The sequence below is a fragment of the Acholeplasma equifetale ATCC 29724 genome (genome assembly GCF_000687735.1).
Taxonomy (GTDB): Bacteria; Bacillota_I; Bacilli_A; order Acholeplasmatales; family Acholeplasmataceae; genus Acholeplasma; species Acholeplasma equifetale.
In genome coordinates this window covers 1-15137 of the sequence record NZ_JHXL01000004.1, presented here as the reverse complement: position 1 = coordinate 15137, position 15137 = coordinate 1, and the positions used below count along the sequence as shown (strand labels likewise).

The 15137-nt window shown below is 29.1% G+C and carries 18 protein-coding genes, 1 tRNA gene and 1 other annotated feature; of the genes, 15 read left to right on the top strand and 4 right to left on the bottom strand.

Annotation, left to right across the window (positions count from 1 at the left end):
- Window position 1 precedes the first annotated feature (1 nt).
- From murQ to T434_RS06745, 13 genes are all read left to right on the top strand, one after another.
- On the top strand, window positions 2-916 hold the full coding sequence (murQ, locus tag T434_RS0103075) for an N-acetylmuramic acid 6-phosphate etherase (RefSeq protein ID WP_026399850.1): 915 nt from the start codon (window positions 2-4) through the stop codon (window positions 914-916).
- Between the two features lie 2 nt (window positions 917-918).
- Window positions 919-1395, top strand: a complete 477-nt coding sequence (locus T434_RS0103070; RefSeq protein ID WP_026399849.1) for a GNAT family N-acetyltransferase — start codon at window positions 919-921, stop codon at window positions 1393-1395.
- Between the two features lie 2 nt (window positions 1396-1397).
- Window positions 1398-2120 (top strand): glucosamine-6-phosphate deaminase, encoded by a 723-nt coding sequence (gene nagB / locus T434_RS0103065; RefSeq protein WP_026399848.1) that lies wholly within the window; start codon window positions 1398-1400, stop codon window positions 2118-2120.
- Between the two features lie 21 nt (window positions 2121-2141).
- Entirely contained in the window at window positions 2142-3509 is a 1368-nt protein-coding gene (locus T434_RS0103060; RefSeq protein WP_156934084.1) for an ROK family protein, read from the top strand.
- 30 nt (window positions 3510-3539) lie between these two features.
- The gene (locus T434_RS0103055; RefSeq protein WP_026399846.1) at window positions 3540-4388 is read left to right on the top strand and encodes a PIG-L deacetylase family protein; all 849 of its coding nucleotides are present in this window, start codon (window positions 3540-3542) and stop codon (window positions 4386-4388) included.
- 105 nt (window positions 4389-4493) lie between these two features.
- On the top strand, window positions 4494-5072 hold the full coding sequence (locus T434_RS06750) for a DUF402 domain-containing protein (RefSeq protein WP_245588317.1): 579 nt from the start codon (window positions 4494-4496) through the stop codon (window positions 5070-5072).
- A complete protein-coding gene (locus tag T434_RS0103045; RefSeq protein ID WP_084301058.1) occupies window positions 5069-5743 on the top strand; it encodes a glycerophosphodiester phosphodiesterase family protein in 675 nt (224 codons plus the stop codon). The genes T434_RS06750 and T434_RS0103045 overlap by 4 nt, the downstream gene beginning before the upstream one ends.
- Before the next feature lie 14 nt (window positions 5744-5757).
- The gene (locus tag T434_RS0103040; protein ID WP_051614348.1) at window positions 5758-6270 is read left to right on the top strand and encodes a phosphatidylglycerophosphatase A family protein; all 513 of its coding nucleotides are present in this window, start codon (window positions 5758-5760) and stop codon (window positions 6268-6270) included.
- 67 nt (window positions 6271-6337) lie between these two features.
- Window positions 6338-6556: a binding site (T-box leader), on the top strand.
- Between the two features lie 49 nt (window positions 6557-6605).
- The gene (locus tag T434_RS0103035; protein WP_026399843.1) at window positions 6606-7406 is read left to right on the top strand and encodes a transporter substrate-binding domain-containing protein; all 801 of its coding nucleotides are present in this window, start codon (window positions 6606-6608) and stop codon (window positions 7404-7406) included.
- Complete coding sequence (locus T434_RS0103030) at window positions 7406-8083, top strand: amino acid ABC transporter permease (RefSeq protein ID WP_026399842.1); 678 nt, start codon at window positions 7406-7408, stop codon at window positions 8081-8083. Before T434_RS0103035 ends, T434_RS0103030 begins: the two co-directional genes overlap by 1 nt.
- Complete coding sequence (locus T434_RS0103025) at window positions 8070-8819, top strand: amino acid ABC transporter ATP-binding protein (protein WP_026399841.1); 750 nt, start codon at window positions 8070-8072, stop codon at window positions 8817-8819. The genes T434_RS0103030 and T434_RS0103025 overlap by 14 nt, the downstream gene beginning before the upstream one ends.
- A gap of 98 nt (window positions 8820-8917) precedes the next feature.
- On the top strand, window positions 8918-9262 hold the full coding sequence (locus tag T434_RS0103020; RefSeq protein ID WP_026399840.1) for a CidA/LrgA family protein: 345 nt from the start codon (window positions 8918-8920) through the stop codon (window positions 9260-9262).
- Complete coding sequence (locus T434_RS06745; RefSeq protein WP_162150666.1) at window positions 9255-9947, top strand: LrgB family protein; 693 nt, start codon at window positions 9255-9257, stop codon at window positions 9945-9947. The genes T434_RS0103020 and T434_RS06745 overlap by 8 nt, the downstream gene beginning before the upstream one ends.
- Window positions 9948-10072: 125 nt before the next feature.
- Here the strand turns inward: T434_RS06745 and T434_RS0103010 are convergent, their stop codons facing one another.
- The 4 genes from T434_RS0103010 to T434_RS0102995 all read right to left on the bottom strand — a co-directional run bounded on the left by T434_RS0103010 (window position 10073) and on the right by T434_RS0102995 (window position 12713).
- The gene (locus T434_RS0103010; protein ID WP_210997111.1) at window positions 10073-10630 is read right to left on the bottom strand and encodes a DNA-3-methyladenine glycosylase I; all 558 of its coding nucleotides are present in this window, start codon (window positions 10628-10630) and stop codon (window positions 10073-10075) included.
- A 339-nt stretch (window positions 10631-10969) separates the two neighbouring features.
- Window positions 10970-11044 (bottom strand) — tRNA-Gly (locus T434_RS0103005).
- Between the two features lie 69 nt (window positions 11045-11113).
- Complete coding sequence (locus T434_RS0103000) at window positions 11114-11443, bottom strand: YolD-like family protein (protein WP_026399838.1); 330 nt, start codon at window positions 11441-11443, stop codon at window positions 11114-11116.
- Window positions 11436-12713 (bottom strand): Y-family DNA polymerase, encoded by a 1278-nt coding sequence (locus T434_RS0102995; RefSeq protein ID WP_026399837.1) that lies wholly within the window; start codon window positions 12711-12713, stop codon window positions 11436-11438. Before T434_RS0102995 ends, T434_RS0103000 begins: the two co-directional genes overlap by 8 nt.
- Before the next feature lie 193 nt (window positions 12714-12906).
- Between T434_RS0102995 and T434_RS0102990 the strand changes: the two genes are divergently transcribed.
- Both T434_RS0102990 and T434_RS0102985 read left to right on the top strand, forming a co-directional pair.
- Complete coding sequence (locus tag T434_RS0102990; protein ID WP_026399836.1) at window positions 12907-13599, top strand: SOS response-associated peptidase; 693 nt, start codon at window positions 12907-12909, stop codon at window positions 13597-13599.
- Window positions 13589-14746, top strand: coding sequence for a site-2 protease family protein (locus T434_RS0102985; protein ID WP_026399835.1), 1158 nt, complete (start codon window positions 13589-13591; stop codon window positions 14744-14746). The genes T434_RS0102990 and T434_RS0102985 overlap by 11 nt, the downstream gene beginning before the upstream one ends.
- Window positions 14747-15137 lie beyond the last annotated feature (391 nt).

Here is a 15137-nt window from a genome sequence, read left to right as displayed (position 1 = left end):
TATGGTAGATATCAAGTCAATTAGTACAGAACAAAGAAATAAACGCACCAAGAATATGGATGTGAGTTCAACACTTGAAATATTAAAGATGATTAATGAGGAAGATAAAAAAGTTCCATTAGCAATCGAACCAGTTTTAGATAAAATTGCATTAGTAGTTGATGAAGTGACTAAAAGTCTTTCAAATGGTGGTCGTCTATTCTATATTGGTGCTGGTACATCTGGACGTTTAGGTGTATTAGATGCTTCTGAATGTGTTCCTACATTTGGTGTAAAAGAAGATACTGTTATAGGCATTATTGCTGGTGGTGATTATGCATTAAGACACGCAGTAGAAGGTGCCGAAGATGATGATCAAGCCGCTCAAAAAGATTTAGAAAAATTCAATATTTCAAATAAAGATTTTGTTATTGGTATCGCTGCAAGTGGTCGTACACCTTATGTTGTAGGTGGATTAAAATTTGCTAAATCAATTGGTGCAAAAACTGCAAGTATTACAACATCAGAAAATGCAGTGATTTCACAAATTGCAGATTATCCTATTGAAGCAATTACAGGACCAGAACCATTAACAGGTTCAACACGTATGAAATCAGGAACAGCACAAAAGCTTATTTTAAATATGATTTCAACAACAGCAATGGTTAAGCTCGGTAAAGTATATGAAAACTTAATGATTGACGTTCAAATGTCAAATAAAAAATTAGAATCAAGAGCGGTTAATATTGTTGTTGAAGTTACAGGTGTTGATCAAGAAGTTGCTGAAAAATATATTGCAAAATATAAATCTGTAAAACATGCGATTTTTGCGATTATATCCAAAATTGAAGATGTAAATGAAATCAACAAGATTTTAAATCAATATAATGGAAATATTCGAGAAGCATTAAGAAACTCAATGAAATTTGGAGGATAATCATGCAAGATTTATTAGTATCTTTATACAACTTAGATTATAGTGATAAATACGCTAAGGATGAAAGTATAAAAATCGTTCGTGTGTTATCACCAAATAGTGATGCTGTAGTGAATTTTGTTACAAAGCATTTCTCAAAAGGTTGGGCATCAGAGATTAAAGGTGCATTATATCAAACAACACCCAAAGTATTTATCGCAGTTAAAGATAACAATATTATTGGTTTTGCTGCATATGATGCAACAGCTAAAGGATATTTTGGACCAATTGGTGTTGATGAATCAATTCGTGGTCAAAATATAGGTAAAGCTTTATTGCTACATGCTTTAGAAGCGATGTATTATGAAGGTTATGGTTACGCAATCATTGGCGGTGTTAACGATAAGGTAATTCCATTTTATGAAAAATCATGCCAAGCAATTCGTATTGACCTTAAAGGTAATGTATACGACAGATTAATTAGAGGGAAGTATGAATAATCATGAAAGTACATGTTTTTGATACAAAAGAGAAATTATATGATGAAGTTTCAAATTATTATATTGAAAGATTAAATAAAAATCCTAATTTAAATTTAGGTTTAGCAACAGGTACAACACCAATTCCTTTATATGATCGCTTAATTGAAGCATATAAAAAAGGATTAGTTTCTTTTAAAGGTGTTAAAGCATTTAACCTTGATGAATATTTAGGTTTAGAAAAAAACCATCATCAAAGTTATTATTACTTCATGAGAAATCAATTATTCAATCATATTGATATTAATCAAAATAATTGTTTTATCCCAAGTGGTGATAATCCAGATCATGAAACAGCTAAAAAAGAATATCAAGAATTATTAAAACAAAATCAAGTAGATATTCAATTATTAGGTATTGGTTCTAATGGACATATTGGTTTTAATGAACCAAATACACCATTTGATACAAAAACACATGTTGTTAAACTTGATGAAAAAACTAGAATTGATAATTCAAGATTATTTAATTCTTTAGATGAAGTTCCAACACATGCAATTACAATGGGAATTAGCGAAATCATGAATGCTAAAGAAATTATTGTTATTGCAACAGGTTCAAATAAAAAAGATGCAGTCTATGAAATGATTAAAGGAAATATTAGCGAAAATGTTCCTGCATCTGTATTACAACGTCATCCAAACGTAACTGTTTATATTGATAAAGACGCTGCATCAAGACTATAATAATGAAATGAGGTAATGTCAATGTTTATTCCAAAGTTTCCACTAAAACTTGATCCAAATTTTTCTCCAGCAATACTCTTTTTTAAAGATTTTAAAAAACGTGTTTTAGAAAGTGGCAAAGCTGAGCCAATTTCTATTGTTGTAGAAAGAGAAGACGGATTTAATGAAAGTTATGATACTTTCATCTTTAAAGGAGAAGAGCATTTAAATGAAAATCTCTTCTATATTGAAAGATTAGTCAAATCACTTCTTTGGATTTATGGTGGATATAAAGTTATCATCGTAGGATCTAAAACGATTTATGAAGCGATTAAAGACATCTATGAAGATGGCATTCGAGTATTTGATTCAAAATTTATGGGTCGTGTTTATGATCAGAAATTTGAAGTTCTTCATGCAACTCAAAAGCCTGCATTAAAGTCTAACGATCAACCAATCGGACGTAATCTTGAAGGTTATCGAATTGGATTTGACGCTGGTGGTTCAGATATGAAAGTTTCAGCTGTCATAGATGGAAATCCAATTTTTTCAACTGAAATTGTATGGCATCCAAAATTAAACAGCAATCCTGAATATCATAAAAAATATATTCGTGAAGCAATCGAAACAGCTAAAAATCAAATGCCTCGTTTAGATGCAATTGGTGTTTCAAGTGCAGGTATTTATATTAAGAATCAAGCGAAAGTTGCTTCATTATTTATACAAGTTCCAGACGATGAATTTGATAAACACATTAAAAATATATACATTGATATTGCTAATGAATATGGTGTACCTATTGAAGTAGCTAATGATGGTGATGTTACTGCATTAGCAGGTGCAATGAGCCTAAATAAAACAAAATTATTAGGTATTGCGATGGGTACAAGTGAAGCTGTGGGTTATATTAACTCAAAAGGTAATATCACAGGATGGTTGAATGAGCTTGCATTCGTCCCAGTGGACTTCCAAAGTGAAGGTCCTATTGATGAATGGAGTGGTGATGTAGGCACAGGTAATAAATATTTCTCACAAGATGCTGTAATTCGTTTAGCAGAAAAATGTGGCATCACATTCGATGATGCAATGCCACTCGCTGAACGATTAAAAGTTGTTCAAAACTTAGATCCAAATTCAGAAATTTATCAAGATATCTATACAACAATTGGTACATATTTAGGATTTGGATTAGCGTATTATTCAGAGTTTTATGATGTTGAAGAAGTCTTATTACTAGGACGCGTATTAAGTGGTGTAGGTGGAGATATTATTGTTAAAGTAGCAAAAGAAACTTTAATGAAAGAATTCCCTGAATTAGGAAAGAAAATGAATTTATTTACACCAGATGAGAAAACACGTCGTGTCGGTCAATCAGTTGCAGCTGCAAGCTTACCAAAATTAGTCAAATAATAATTTAATAAAAAGAAAGAGTGAATTAAAATGCAAAAATATAACGAAAAAACTAAGTTTTTTGTTCCAGATAACGTTCCATTAGAAGAAGCTATCAAACGTACTACACATATGGCTATCATGGCTCACCATGATGACATCGAAATTGCCGCTTATGACGGTATCTTAAAGTGTTTTAAGAATCCTGATCAATGGTTCTTTGGTGTCGTTGTAACAAACGGTTCAGGATCATCACGTGGTGGAAAATATAAAAATTATACTGATGCTGAAATGACTCAAGTTCGTGTCTTAGAACAACAAAAAGCAGCAGTAATCGGTGAATATGGTCTTCAAGGGTTCATTAATGCAACTTCAGCAGAAACTAAAGATAAAGACAATCAAGAAGTTGTATTAGAAATGTATAAAATGTTAATGGACGCTCAACCTAAAGTTTTATATACGCACAACCTTGCTGACAAGCACGATACACACATTGGTGTTGTTACAAAAGTTATTAAAGCGCTACGTATGATGCCAAAAGAGTTACGTCCAAAAGCAGTTTATGGCTGTGAAGTATGGCGTGATCTTGACTGGTTAAATGACGATGAAAAGGTTGCATTTAATGTTTCTGGAAATCCACATTTAGCAAATGCATTAATTGAAATTTTTGATTCACAAATTGATGGTGCTAAACGTTATGATTTAGCAACAGCAGGTCGTCGCTATGCAAATGCTACTTATGCAGTTGCACATGCTGTTGATGCAGCTGACAGTGTTATTTATGGTATGGATTTAACACCATTAATTGAAGATGATAACTTAGATGTTGCACAATTCATCTCTGATGCAATCGATCGTTTCAAAAAAGACGTACAAAATAAAATTACTCGTATGCTCTAATATTTAAACCACTTTCTAAAGAGAGTGGTTTTTTTTATGCCTTTCAAGATATATTCATTTAACCTATATTTTCTATGTGTTATAATTTATTTAAAGGATAGATTTATGATGATAAAACTTAAAAATGGTAAAAAAATAGAAATACATAGTTATAAACATGATGGGTCGCTTCATCGTGTATGGATTACATCTTTTGTCATAGAAGATGGTTTTTTACATTTGGCTACTGGTAACCAAAAAACGAAAGTCATTGAAAAAGATGGACGTTCTTGGTATACTAAAGAACCTGCAATTTGTTTTTTCTTTCCCAATGAGTGGTTTAATATTATCGCGATGTTAAAAAACGATGGTATCCATTATTACTGTAATATTTCTAGTCCGTATATATATGACGGTGAAGCCATTAAATATATTGACTATGATTTAGATATTAAGATCTATCCAAACGGTAAGCATTATATTTTAGATCAAAAAGAGTATGAATCAAACTCAATTAAATTTGATTATCCAGAAGAAGTCAAAGAAATTGTTAATTATGCATTAAAAAAATTGACACATTGGATAGAAACTAAAAAAGCACCTTTTGATGAAAAATATGTCATGGATTATTATGAAAAATTTAAGAAAATATTTAATTATCATCAAGAAATGAAAGGTCAAAAAAAGGATAGGCAAGAAAAATGAATCATAAAGGCATCAAGTGGATTATGCATCGTGGTTTATCAAGTAAATTTACAGAAAATACGATGGAATCTTTTATCGCAGCATCAAAGATTGAAAATATATTTGGCATTGAAACGGATATTCATTTGACAAGTGATGATGTATTTGTTTGTCATCATGATAAGACAACGGATCGTATTTATGGTGTTTCACATGAAATTAAGTATACGGATTATGATGTTTTAAAAAAACTTGGGGTTGTTAAACTCATAAGTCTTGTTGAATTGGCAAAATTAACCAATAAACATTTATTTATTGAACTTAAAGAATACATGAATGTTAAAGAAATTGCATCATTCTATCATTATTATAAAGAGAATCAATTTAGTAACTTCACGGTTATTTCGTTTCATCGTGAAAATCTAAGTTCACTAAGAGAACTAGATCCAAAAATACCTATGTTATTATTGGATGATAAAGTAACAGACGATAATTTTGAGTTTGTTTTAAAGTTTAATATTGGTTTTTCTCTTCACTATCAAGCAATCAATGAAGAAACAATGAAAAAAATACTTACACATCAAATTGAATTAAATGTTTGGACAGTGAATGATATAAAGTTAGTTTCAAAATTACATCAATTAGGGGTTCGATGCTTTACAACAGATAAAGATTTCACACAAGACATATAATAGGAGGATAAAAAATGTCAGAAAATAATCAATTATACGATGAAAAACGTTATGAATTAATTGTAGAACGTTTAAAAAATAGAGGTGTTGAGTTAATAGATATTGCAGAAATAACATACTCACTTCAAGCACCATATTTATCAAATTTAACATTAGAAATTTGTATGGAACATGTTGAAAGAGTCATTAAAAAACGTGAAGCACAACATGCCATTTTAGTTGGTATAGAACTTGATATGCTTGCAGAAGAAGGTAAAATCTCTGAACCACTTCAAACCATCTTAATGAAAGATTATGGATTATTTGGAGTCGATGAAATATTGGCTTTATCGATTGTTAATGTATATGGTTCAATTGGTTTAACAAATTTTGGATATGTTGATAAAAATAAACCAGGTATTATGAAAAAACTTGATAACAAGGTATCAAATGATGGTCATTGCCATACATTTTTAGATGACATTGTTGGAGCAATCGCAGCTGCAGCAGCAAGTAGTGTTGCACATAAATACGCAGAAAGTTTATAGTAAATTTGTAAAATTTTGTGAAATAAAAAAAAGGCTTTTCATTTAATCTAAAAAGGCATATAATCATTCCCAAACGATGAAAAAAAGTAGTAATACATTTTAACTTTTTTAGAGAGCTGATGGCGGGTGAAAATCAGTAAAGTTCGTGTATGAACGCATTTTGGAGTGTTAAATCGAACGCATATGCCTTAGATTTAAACGTATACCTGCGTTAAAGGTAATGAGTGCTATAGTATAGAGCTATAGAATATAAGGTGGTACCACGGATTATTTATTCGTCCTTAAGATTTTTATCTTAAGGCTTTTTTTTATGGAAAAATTAAAGGAGAAAGAACATGAAAAAAATATTATCAATTATTTTTATGGTTGTTACAGCATTAAGTTTAAATGCATGTGACACAGAAAGTAACGTATTTGAAATCATCATCGATGATTCATATAAAGAATTTATTACAATGGGTACATCAGCAGACTATGCGCCATATGAGTATCTAACTAATGACAGTAATAATAAAACTCAAGTTGTGGGTATCGACATTGAGATTGGTAAAAAGATTGCTCAAAAATTAGGAAAGAATTTAAGAGTTATTCATCGTAATTTTGACTTTTTAATCGATGATTTAACCGAAAATAGAGTTGACTTTGTTATATCTGCATTAACACCAAACGAAGAACGTGCTAAAAAAGTTTCATTTTCAGAACTTTATTATGAAGCAAGACAAATTGTTGTTATTAATCAAGCTAAAGAAGATGTTTTTAGTTCAGTTGATGCATTAAATCAATCAAATATTCGTATTGGTGCACAATTAGGATCTATTCAACAAAAATTAGTCGAAGAAGTATTTACAAATGTGCAAAAACAATTCTTAGTAAGCGTGAATGATTTATTCTTTAATCTTAAAGAAGGCATTTTAGACGCAGTTGTATTAGAAGAACCAGTAGGATTAGGTTTCATTAGTAAAAATGAAGGTTTTATCATTAAGGACTATGGTATTGGCGAATCAGATGGTGGTATGGCTGTTGCTGTTTCAAAAAATAATAATGTGCTACTTAATATTGTTAATGAAGTAATTCAAACATTAAAAGATTCTGGCGAGTTAAATCAAATTATCGAAAGTTTCTTAATTGAACAATAATGGATTTCTCATTTTTATTTGATGCTTATTATCTTGGTGTACTATTAAAAGGTCTATTACTGACTTTATTACTCGCTATTTTAAGTATTATATTAGGTGCTATATTATCGTTTATACCGGCATTTATGCGTCTATCTAAAATTAAAATTTTTAGATTTTTAGGAACTGCATATGTTGAATTTATTCGTGGAACACCACTTTTAGTACAAGTTTTATTAATATATTCAATTGTAAAACTTCCAGTTAAATTAGTCTTAGGTATAGATATATCAAGTTTTATTCCAGGCGTTATTGGATTAGTTATTAATTCTAGCGCATACATGGCTGAAATACTTAGAGGAGGTATTTTAGCAGTTGATAAAGGTCAAAAAGAAGCAGCGTTAAGTTTAGGTTTAACCAATGGTCAAACATTTAGACATATTATATTACCACAAGCAATTAAGCAAATGATTCCATCGCTTGGAAACGAGTTTGCATCACTTATTAAAGAAACATCTATCTTTACATATTTGGGTATTGCCGAATTAATGTATGCTGCAAGTATTGTTAAGGTTGGTACATATGCAATTAAAGAAGTATATATTGTAACTGCGATATTATACTTTGTACTTACATATTCCACATCACTATTAATGAGTAAAATAGAAGAAAGGATGAGACGCCATGATGGACGCTAATATCCTATTTGAAATTAAAAATTTATATAAAACATTTGGTGATGGTACTCGGGCTTTAGTTGATATCAACTTAAACATTAAAAAAGGTGTTACAGTGTTTATTGGTCCAAGTGGATCTGGTAAATCAACTTTACTTAGAATGTTGAATTTGATGGAACGCCCTAATATCGGAGAAATAAAGTATTTAGGACATTCTATTTTAGATAAAAAATTCGATTTAACAGACTACAGAAGAAAAATTGGTATGGTATTTCAAAACTTCCACCTTTTCCCCCATTTAAGTGTTTTAGAAAACATTAATTTACCTCAAATTAAAGTTTTAAATCGTAGTGAAGAAGAAGCAACAAAAATTTCAAAAAATTTATTAGAAAAAGTAGGATTACTTGATAAAATTAATCAATATCCTAATCAATTATCCGGTGGACAAAAACAAAGAATTGCAATTGCTAGATCTTTAAGTATATCACCCGATGTTATTCTTTTTGATGAACCTACATCGGCATTAGACCCTGAAATGATTGGTGAAGTTTTAAAGGTTATGAAAGATTTAGTGAATTCAGGTATGAACATGATCATTGTTACACATGAGATGAGTTTCGCAAAGGCATTTGCTGATGAAATTATTGTCTTAGATAGAGGTAAAATCATTGAATATGGAACACCAGAAGAAATTTTTGAAAATCCTAAAAATGAACGAACTAAAGACTTCTTAAATCGAGTGATTAACCATTTTTAACCATAAAATGGTTTTTCTTTAATTTATTATAAATATGAGTGCAAAAAGCATTAAAATCTCATATAATAGTTTCGGTATATTTAATCGAGGGTTACATCATGAAGATTATGCTACAACTTTTTATATTAATATTTTTTACACTTTTAGGAGAAGCAATCGCAATGATTCTTCCTTTTAGTATTTCAGGAAGTTTAATTGGATTGATTTTACTATTTTTGGCACTATGGACAAAAGTTTTAAAAGTCGAACACATTAAAGATTTAACATGCTATTTACAAAAAAATATGTCATTTCTATTTGTCCCATTATGTGTTGGATTAATTGAATATTTTGATATTGTTAGAACATATTTTATTGAAATATGTGTTGTCTTATTAGTTTCAACAATAGTTACTTTAATCCTTACAGCATTAACTGCAAAAGGAGGGGTTAAAGATGAGTAATATGCTAATTTATATGACACTTACATTAGGAATATTTATTGTATTTTCATGTATACAACATAAATTTAAATTAACTATTTTAAATCCTTTATTATTAACAAGTATAGTTATAATGATTATTTTACTCGTAGGTGAAATACCTTACGAATCATATAAAGAAGAAACATCATTTATAACATTTTTAATAGGACCCGCAACTGTATCTTTAGCTGTACCTTTATATGAGAATTTAGATGTATTAAAAAAACATTGGAAAATTGTTTTAATTACAATTTTAGTAGGTGTTGTAGGACATGCATTAAGTATTGGAATTTTAAGTATTGTATTAGGGTTATCTGATGTATTAGCTGCAACATTCATTCCAAAAAGTGTTACAACAGCTATCGCAATCGGTATTTCTGAATCACTTGGTGGTATCAAATATTTAACTGTTGCAATCGTTATATTAACAGGTATTATTGCAGCAATGTTAGGACCAATTATCTTTAAAATATTTAAAATCGATAATCCGATTGCTAGAGGATTAGCATTGGGATCTAGTGGACATGTTCTTGGAACATCAAAAGCATTAGAATATAGTGATTTAGATGGTTCTTTATCAACATTATCGTTAGTTTTAACAGGATTAATTACAGTTGCAACAGCACCTTTAACGCTTGAAATTATTAAGTTTTTTATAAAATGAATTAAAAAGTACGGCTCTATAAAAAAGATGGTGTACTACCACCACCTAATTGATAGGCATATAGATTACACCATCTATTTTATACATCTAAAAAACGAAAAAGAAGGCACTTTTGCCTTCTTTTTTCATTTATGCTCATGAAATGGACATGAAATTAAGTGGTCGTTAACAATACCGATTGCTTGAAGATAAGAGTATATAATTGTTGGACCAACAAACTTAAAACCCAAAGCTTTTAAATCTTGACTTATTTTTTCAGATAAAGCTGTTTTAGTAGGAGCCTCACTTAGAGACTTCAACTGATTATCAATAGGTTTAAAATCAACATAAGACCATAAGAACTTATCTAAACTTTCATATTTTTCTTTAAGTTTTAAATAACATTTTGCATTATTGATAACAGCTTCAATCTTTAATCGGTTTTTAATCACACGTGAATCATTTAGATATTTTTCAATATCATTTTCAGTTAAACTTGCCAGTTTATATGGATCAAAATTATAGTAAGCTTCATTTAAAAGTTCACGTTTATTAAGAATTGTAATCCAGCTTAGGCCAGCCTGTTGTCCTTCTAAAATTAGCATTTCAAATAAACGATGTTCATCATGTGTTGGAATTCCCCATTCAAAATCGTGATAATCTTCATATTTTTTACTAGATAGTGCCCAAGAACATTTAGACATTTTGCCAACCCCCCTTTTTCTAATAAGCCATGTTACCATGTAAATATACTATAAGTCAATTTATAATAAAAAAGTAGCGACATATTTAAAAATAATTTAGTTCTTATCGCTACAATCTTTTTTTGAAAAAATATGGAATTAAATCTGCTTAATTAAAAAATGGAACGATCTTAGCGTTAATATAGAAGAAAATATTAAAATTTCTATGTCAATAGCGGATAGACTAATTTTTAATAGCGACCAAAGTTAATAAACGCCTTAACATTTGAATAGATATATTTTGTATATAAACATAAAAAAACCTCAATCGAATGTATCAATTGAGGGTTTATATCTAACTGGAGCCGGCGAGGGGAATCGGACCCCCGTCTCATGCTTGGCAAGCACGTGTAATAACCATTATACGACGCCGACATCATGCTTTATTATGATAACAAATAACCAATATGATGTCAAGCGTTTATATACAATTTTTTTACTTTTTTAATCAATCAATTTTAAGTCAATAATCTGACTCAAATGATATTGTTTTTTATAACGAGAAATAATGATTTTCTTGATAGGATCGATGGATTTTATTGAAATTAAATCATCTTTAAATTGACCATTATCAAAATATTTCACATAAAGTTCTTTTTGAGTTTCAATTGCTTCTTGAAGCGTTCTATTTAAATCCTCTAACCGATCTTCAAGAAGTTGTGGCATAGAAGCTTTATTCATGTTAAAAAGCATTTCAGATAACATATCATGAAAACCTGCTAAGCCATCAAAAGGTAACCATTTAATAATACCGCGATCATGATAATTATTCATGGTGCCCTCCTACGTAAGTATTTCTAAGTCTAATTGTTGATTTTTCTTCAAGTGAAGATCCACGATTTAAACTATTTTTTCCAAATCGATTTTTAATTTCATCGATTGTATGCATCAGTTTTTCTTCTTTAACAAGCATTTCTTCATTTTCAAAAATAGACAATTGTTTAAAAGAAGTAGTAACTAAACCTGATAATGAAATGCCAATCGTTCGTATAGCTTCATTTTCGTAAAATTGTTCAAAAATTTCTAAACAAGTTTTAAAAATTTGATATTCTGAATGTGTTGGATAATCTAATGTGACTTGTCTAGAAAAACCACCACCAGTTGTTTTAGAGTATCCGATGGATAAATGAATAGTTTTAGCTTCTTTTTTATGAATTCTTAATCGTCTTGTCACTTCATCAACCATTTCTTGCATGATAATGAAAATATCTGGTGGATAATAATCTTGAAATAAAACTTGAGACTGTCCTAAAGATTTATTTAATTTTCTTAAACGATTTTTTTGCTGCAAAATGGACATATCAATGCCATGTGCATGATACCAAAGTTCTTCACCTATTACACCCAAACGTTTTTTTAGACGATCAACAGGGAATTCTGCTAAATCTTTAATTGTAAAAATACCTAATTGATTAAGATTTTGCTCCATACGATGTCCAATACCCCACATCTTTGAAAGAGGCGAAATTGGCCATAATTTTTGAGGAATATCATCATAATTCCATTCAGCAATAAAACCTTTTTGGTGCTTTGCTTCTATATCTAAGGCAAGTTTAGCCATAAGCATATTAGGACCAACACCACAAGCAGCATATAATCCTAATTCTTCATAAATATCATCTAATATTCTTTTACCAATATGATAAGCAGAAGTCTTATAAATATTTTTATATGGCGTTAAGTCTAAGAATGCTTCATCAATGGAATAAACATATAAATCATCATAAGAAACATATTTTAAGTAGATTTGTATAACTTTTAATGAATATTCCATATATGTTTTCATGCGAGGTTTTGCATAAATTAAGTTTCCAGAAATTTCTTTTGGAATATCAAAAATACGAACACGTGATGGTATACCTAAAGATTTAAGATATGGTGTAATTGCCAAACATAATCCACCTTTACCACGTGTTTGATCAGCGACAACTAAAGGTGTTGTAAATGGATCTAAGTTTCTTAATACACATTCAACGGATGCGTAAAAAGATTTTAAGTCGATACATAAAATTTCTTTATGCAATTGATACGATTTTAAATCCATAAATACCCTCCTTTAGTGCACTCATTTTATAACAAGAAATTAGGAATTTCAATGAGAAAAAAATTGAAAATAAAGACTGAAAAACTATCATTTTGAAGACTATATTTTATAATCGCTTAATTATCGTTTTATCATTCATTTTTATGAATTAAGCATTTACATGATAAAATATTTACAAAAGGAAGTGATGATAATGTGCGGTCGCTTTACAGTAAATTTAACATTTGAAGAATTGGAAAATTATGTTAAAGAAAACTATGCAATTGAAGATATAAAGTCATTTAGTTTGCCTAGATATAATGTTGCACCTGGAACAGAAGTGATATCACTACTTCATGATGGTAGTAAATATCGAATTGGTGAACTTAGATGGGGATTTATTCCTTCCTTTGTAAAAAACGATGAGTCATTTAGTCTTATTAATATTAAGTCTGAAACGATATTTGAAAAAGAAATGTTTAAAAAAGTAGCACTTCAGCAAAGATGTGTTATTTTAGCTGATAGTTTCTATGAATGGAATCAAAATCAAAAAAATGATTTTCCACGACGTATTATGCTAAAAGAAAAGAAAATTTTTAAAATGGCAAGTATTTGGAATACATATATTAAATCAGATGGAACAAAAATTCATACAGTCGGTATACTTACAACTGAAGCTAACGATTTGATTAAAGAGATTCATCATCGAATGCCTGTGATTTTAACAGATGAAACAGAAAAAACATGGTTAAATCCAAGAGAAAAGAATGAAAAAATTTTATATGATATTCTAAAACCATATGAAAGTCAAAAAATGATGATGCATCGTGTTACCAAAAAAATAAATTCACCACTTTATCAAGAAGAAGATGCTATAAAAGATATTGGAGTTATATATGAAGAATAAAAATAAAAAAAGAAACATGAAAAAAAGAATTATCACGATATCTATTTTTATTTTCGTGTCATTATTATTTGGCTTTATAAACACGTATCTAATACAAAAAGGTGTATGGGAACATTTTTTTAAAGGTGTTTTTAGTATACCTTGGTATATACATTTATTACTTGTATTTATAGGTTTATTTTTAGCAATTATGTTTCATGAGTTAGGACATTTTTTTACATTAGTTTATTATGGTATCCCTGTTAAAGCAATCTATGTTTTAGCATTTGGATTAGTACGTACAGAAAGAGGATTTAGAATTAAGTTTATACCTAGATTTTTATTAATGTTAGGTGGTATTGTCATACCGGATAAGATGAAAATAAGAAATATAGAAGATGAAACAAAAATTGTACAAATTTTCAAAAAAGTTTTATTAAATGGTCCTAAAGCATCTTATATTTATTGTGTAGTTATCGTATTATTGTGGATCGTTTTTCTACAGTTTAATTTTTATGAATTAAATGGCATTTTATTCACTTTAATGGTTATTACAAGCATAATTACGTATCTTGCTATTAAGTCGAGTAAATTAGAGTTTCAGGGTGTTTATGGAGACTTTGTTGCAGCAAGAAAAATTGAAGAAGATATGTTATTTAGACTTTCTTATTTAATTCAATCGGTTACACTTATCGAACATGATAAAGAAAGTATAGATTATTTTTGGCCGCAATTAATCGATGCCTTATCACATCCTAAAAATTATTATAAAAAACAATATTTATCATTGTTATCTTCGTATATAGAAGAGGTAGCATTTGAAGGAAGAATTGGATCAACTGCAATTAATAGTCGATTCAATCAAATAGAAAACCAACTTAAGAATGACGAAGATGGAATGATAATGGCATATTATTTTTTATATTTTTATGAATCCATGAATGATACAGATTCTAAAAATCGTATGTTAAATCGCATACAAAATACAAATTATAAAGTTCAAGAAAAAATTAAGACTTATTATGAAAAATTAACCAATCATTTATTGGGTATTAGTGATGAAACTGATTTTTTCAGTAATCCCCAAAATAATTATTCAAATAGTTTATATTTTGTATATAAACCACTTGAAATTAAAGAAAAAATCAAACCGATATTTAAAATATAAAACTGTTTAGATGTAGTAATTTTTAAAAAATAGGGCAATAGAAAAGCTTAATAACATGAAAAAAGTACTTTGATTTTTGTCAAAGTACTTTTTTATTTAGGTATATAACATATATGGAGGTTTACGATACCCAATAACTTATTGGGAGGTCTACCTCCATATATGTTATAGGTGGATTTTATTGTTTAAAAATAAAGGAGCTGTCTTATAATTGTAGTTAGCTGTAACGTAAATTATAAGGAGGCCCCATGCATGATAATATTATACAACTATTATTCTTAGAATCAATCAAAAATAGAATTGAACATCTTGAAACTCATAGAAAAGATGGAAAATTGATTATTGACATCAGATTAAAAAAAGATCATATTCAATGTTTAATATGTCAAGA